4 protein-coding genes and 1 pseudogene are annotated in these 4,333 nt (G+C 73.1%); 2 read left to right on the top strand and 3 right to left on the bottom strand.

Features of this window, described 5'->3' with window-relative positions:
- Together MXD58_RS21220 and MXD58_RS21215 are read right to left on the bottom strand one after the other, a co-directional pair.
- A pseudogene (locus MXD58_RS21220) lies at positions 1–203 on the bottom strand (hypothetical protein); the annotation flags it as partial.
- A gap of 122 nt (positions 204–325) precedes the next feature.
- Positions 326–1,264 carry an acyl-ACP desaturase gene (locus tag MXD58_RS21215; protein ID WP_248837618.1) on the bottom strand — a complete coding sequence of 313 codons (939 nt, stop codon included), beginning with the start codon at positions 1,262–1,264 and terminating at the stop codon, positions 326–328.
- A 175-nt stretch (positions 1,265–1,439) separates the two neighbouring features.
- Here MXD58_RS21215 and MXD58_RS21210 point away from each other — a divergent pair, with 175 nt between their 5' ends.
- Both MXD58_RS21210 and MXD58_RS21205 read left to right on the top strand, forming a co-directional pair.
- Positions 1,440–2,150, top strand: a complete 711-nt coding sequence (locus MXD58_RS21210; protein ID WP_248837619.1) for a response regulator transcription factor — start codon at positions 1,440–1,442, stop codon at positions 2,148–2,150.
- Positions 2,147–3,670: a sensor histidine kinase gene (locus MXD58_RS21205; protein WP_248837620.1), complete on the top strand. Its 1,524-nt coding sequence runs from the start codon at positions 2,147–2,149 to the stop codon at positions 3,668–3,670. Before MXD58_RS21210 ends, MXD58_RS21205 begins: the two co-directional genes overlap by 4 nt.
- Here MXD58_RS21205 and MXD58_RS21200 read toward each other — a convergent pair.
- Positions 3,665–4,333: WYL domain-containing protein (locus MXD58_RS21200; protein WP_250609792.1), on the bottom strand; the 669-nt coding region annotated here is incomplete at its 5' end. The two genes, MXD58_RS21205 and MXD58_RS21200, sit on opposite strands and share 6 nt — an antisense overlap.

The raw sequence follows: 4,333 nt of genomic DNA, 5'->3' as shown, positions 1-4,333 counted from the left end.
CCGGGGGCCGGCGTGCCCGCCGGGCCGGTCCGGGTGGCCGTGGCCGTGGCCGTGGTCCCCGAGCCGCCGCTGTCGTCGGCGGCCGGGGACGAGTTCGGCTGGTTGATCAGCACTGCGATCGCGACCGCGGTGATGGCGACGATTCCCAACCCGAGCTGCCCGAGGCTGACTGCGGGTAGTCCACTGCGGCGATGCAGGCTCACCGAGGCTCCATCCGTCGACGGTCGCGACGGCCGGACCCTAGCACGCATCAGCTACATCTGGACACTCTGCAGTAACAGGACACTGCTGACGGTAACAGCACACTACGGACAGGTGGCGTCGGTCAGGCCGAGGCCAGTGCCTCACCCCGCTGATGGATGCGCGCCGTGGTCCGGTCCAGCTTCTCCTGCTGCGCGTTCGCCGCCGCGTCCAGGCCGGTGAGGAACGTCGAGACGTCCTCCCGGGCCTGCTCGGCATCGGCGTCCAGCCCGGTCAGCTCGAAGAACCGCCACTGGCGCAGGATCGGCGTGACCACGTCGTCATGGTGGATGCGCAGGTTGTAGATGCCGGCGCGGGCGATCTGGATGGCCTTGCGGCGGAAGTCGCGGATCCCGACCCCGGGCATCTGGAAGCCGAGGATCTCGTCGCGGATCGCCTGCACCGTCCGGGACGGCTCGAGCTCCAGCGCCGCCGCGACCATGTTCCGGTAGAAGATCATGTGCAGGTTCTCGTCGGTGGCCACGCGAGTCAGCAGCTTCTCCGCGTACGGCTCCGCGCAGGCCCGGCCGGTGTTGCGGTGGCTCACCCGGGTCGCGAGTTCCTGGAACGACACGTAGGCCATCTCGCGCAGCGCGAAGGCGTCCTCCCGGTCGAAGCCCGAGCTCATCGCGAACATCCGGTCCCGCTCCAGGCCGACCGGGTCGGCGCCGCGGGTGACCATCAGGTAGTCGCGCATCGCGATCGCGTGGCGGCCCTCCTCGGCCGTCCAGCGGTGCACCCAGGTTCCCCAGGCGCCCTCCTTGCCGAAGCCCTCCGCGATCAGCCGGTGGTAGCTCGGGAGGTTGTCCTCGGTGAGGAGGTTGAGCTCGAACGCGATCCGCGCGGCCGCCGGTAGCGTCGACTGCTCGGCCTCCCAGGGCAGGGCGTCGAAGTCGCGGCCCAGGCTCCAGGGGACGTATTCGTGAGGCATCCACTCCTGAGCCACGCTGAGGTGCCGGTTGACGTTGGCCTCGGCGACGGGCTCCAGCTCGCGGAGCAGATCCAGGTCGGTGGGGGATCTCATTGGGAAACAGTTCCAGAACGGGGGCCTCTCAACCATGGCCACCGGGTGTGGATTCCCGATCGTGGGACTGTTCCGCGGGATCAGTCCGTGCCGCGCACCCCCGGTGCTCACATGAAACTCTCATGCTGCTCCGATGGACTTCGGGGCCGGGAGCCACCCCCGCTAGGAGGCCGACATGGTGCGAACCCCGCGGGTGCTCGTCGTCGACGACGAGCCGAACATCGTCGACCTGCTCCGGATGGCGCTGCGCTTCCACGGCTTCGAGGTGCTGACCGCCGCCACCGGCCGGGCGGCGCTGCGCCTCGCCGTCGACGAGTCGCCGGACCTCGTCGTCCTCGACGTGATGCTGCCCGACGTCGACGGCTTCGAGGTGTGCCGCCTGCTGCGGGCCGGCGGCCGGGACGTGCCCGTCGTCTACCTGACCGCCCGCGACGCGCACCGGGACAAGATCGCCGGCCTGACCTACGGCGGCGACGACTACGTCACCAAGCCGTTCGCCATCGACGAGCTCGTCGCCCGGGTCCGGGCGGTGCTGCGCCGGAGCAGCCCGCCGGACACCGACGAGGGCCCCGGCGAGGCCGAGACGCTGCGTTTCGCCGACGTCGAGCTGGACCCCGACACCCACCTCGTCACCCGCGCCGGCGAGGCCGTCGAGCTGTCGCCGACGGAGTTCCTGCTGCTGCAGTACTTCCTGACCAACCCCCACCGGGTGCTCTCCCGCCCGCAGATCCTCGACGCGGTGTGGAGCCCCGGTTTTGAGGGTGAGCCGACGGTCGTCGACCAGTACGTCAGCTACCTGCGCCGCAAGCTCGGCCGCCACGGCCCGGCCCTCATCCACACCCAGCGCGGCTTCGGCTACGCGCTGCGGCTGCCGCGCTCGTCATGACACTGCGGCTGAAACTGATGGCGGGCCTGGTGGCCCTGTGCGCGCTGGGGCTCGCGACCGCCAGTGCGGCCAGTGCCCTCGCGCTGCGCTCCTACCTGAACGACCGGGTCGACCAGCAGCTCACCCGCCGCGAGCTGCTGGGCGGGATGCCGCTGGCGTCCCTCGTCGCCGGGGCGGGGGCGCTGCGCCCAGGTCGCCTCGAACGCGCCGCCGGCCCCACCGACTACGTCGTGGAGGTCCGCCGCGCGGACGGGCGGATGCTGCGGGTGACCGGCTCGGCCAGCGCGGCGTCGCCGACGACCTGGCTGCTCGACGCGGCGGCGAGCGCCGGCCAGGGCCGGGCCGGGACGTCCTCGCTGTCGTCGCCGTTCACCGTCACGGCCGGCGGCGACCGCTACCGCGCGGTGCAGCGCACGCTGCCCGAAGGGTCCCGGGTACTGGTCGCGCTGCCACTGCGCCCGATCACGGAGACGGTGCGCCGACTGGTCCGGGTCGAGGCCGCGGTCGGCGCCGCCGTCCTCGTGATCATGGCGGTGCTGGCCTGGTTCTGGCTCAGTCGTGGTCTGCGCCCGCTGCGGCAGATGATCGGCACCGCGTCCGCGATCGCCGCCGGTGACCTGGATCGCCGCGCCCCCGCGGGCCAGGCGCGATCCGAGACCGGCCAGCTCGCCGCCGCCCTCAACGCGATGCTCGGCCAGATCCAGACCGCGTTCGCGGACCGGATCGCCTCCCAGGAGCAGGAACGCCGCTTCGCCGCCGACGCTGCCCACGAGCTGCGCACCCCGCTGACGTCCATCCGCGGCTACGCTGACCTGCTGCGCTCCGGCATGGCTCCGCCAGCCGACGCGGACACCGCCCTACGGCGCATCCAGGAGGAGGCCGTCCGGATGGGCACCCTCGTCGACGACCTGCTCTACCTGGCCCACCTCGACGAGCTGGCCCACCCGTCGGAACCTGACCCGTCGGAATCCGGTCCGTCGGGGCGCAGTGCGCCGCGGCGTACCGCGAGCTCGCCGCCCCGCACCGAGCTCGACCTCGCCGCCGTCGTCCGGGACGCGGTCGCCGACCTGCGCGCCGCCGCCCCCGACCGCCCGGTGCACGCGGACCTCCCGACGACCTGCCCGGTCCTCGGCGACGCCGACGCGCTGCGCCAGCTCGTCGGCAACCTCCTGACCAACGCCCGCGTCCACACCCCACCCGACACCCCGGTCGAGATCCGCCTGCGCTCGATCCCCCCGGCGGCGACCGACACAGCCACACCGGCGGGCCTGGGCGCCGTGCTCGACGTCGTCGACCGGGGTCCGGGGATGGCGGCCGAGGTCGCCGAGCACGTCTTCGACCGCTTCTACCGTGCGCCGGACAGCCGGGCCAGTGGCCGCGGCGGCAGCGGCCTCGGGCTGTCGATCGTCGCCGCGACGGCGCGGGCCCACGGCGGCCTCGTCGAGGTCACCAGCATCGTCGGCACGGGAACCGCGTTCCGCGTCCTGCTCCCCGGCCCCGGGGCAGCTTTTGGATCATGATGCGGGGGGCCGGTCGGCGACAGGCGGGCGAGCGCCGTAGAGGGCGGCCAGCGCCCCGGCCGCGTGAGCGAGGGCGTCGCGCAGCTCGGGTGGGTCGAGAACTTCCAGATCGGGGCCCAGGGTGAGCAGCTCGCCGGTGGCGTGACGGACGGACTCGATCGGGACGCGGGCGCGGACCCAACCGTCCGGTTCGGGTGCGCCGGCGGTGTCCCGGATGGCCCGGCTGACGGCCGGCGCCAGGCGGTACGGGGCCATCGTCAGGCCGGTCGGTGACAGTCGGACGGTGGCCTCGGCGCGGTAGACACCGGCCTCGTAGCGGCTGGTCCAGCCGGCCCAGTAGCCGGCGAGATCGAAATCGGCGGGACGGTCGAACCGCTCGTCGGTCGCTGTCAGGGAAAGGATCTTCCCGACGCGGTACGTCCGCGGTTCCGTGGGGCTTTCGTCGGGTGGGGTGGCCGGAACGGCAACCGCGATGAGGTACCACGTGCCGCTCTTGAGGACGACGCCGAGCGGGTCGAGGAGGCGTTCGACCTCCCGCGGTGCTCGCCAGCGCTGGTAGCGGACCCGGATGCGGCGCTGCGCCCACACCGCGGCGGCCACCTCGGCGAGCGCGGGGGTCCGCTCGGTGGCGCGGAACCAGCCGGGCGCGTCGAGGTGGAAGCG

This window comes from Frankia sp. AgKG'84/4 (assembly GCF_023242965.2).
Lineage (GTDB): Bacteria > Actinomycetota > Actinomycetes > Frankiales > Frankiaceae > Frankia.
The sequence above is the reverse complement of the archived record's forward strand: the minus strand, read 5'-3'. Positions and strand labels throughout refer to the sequence as shown.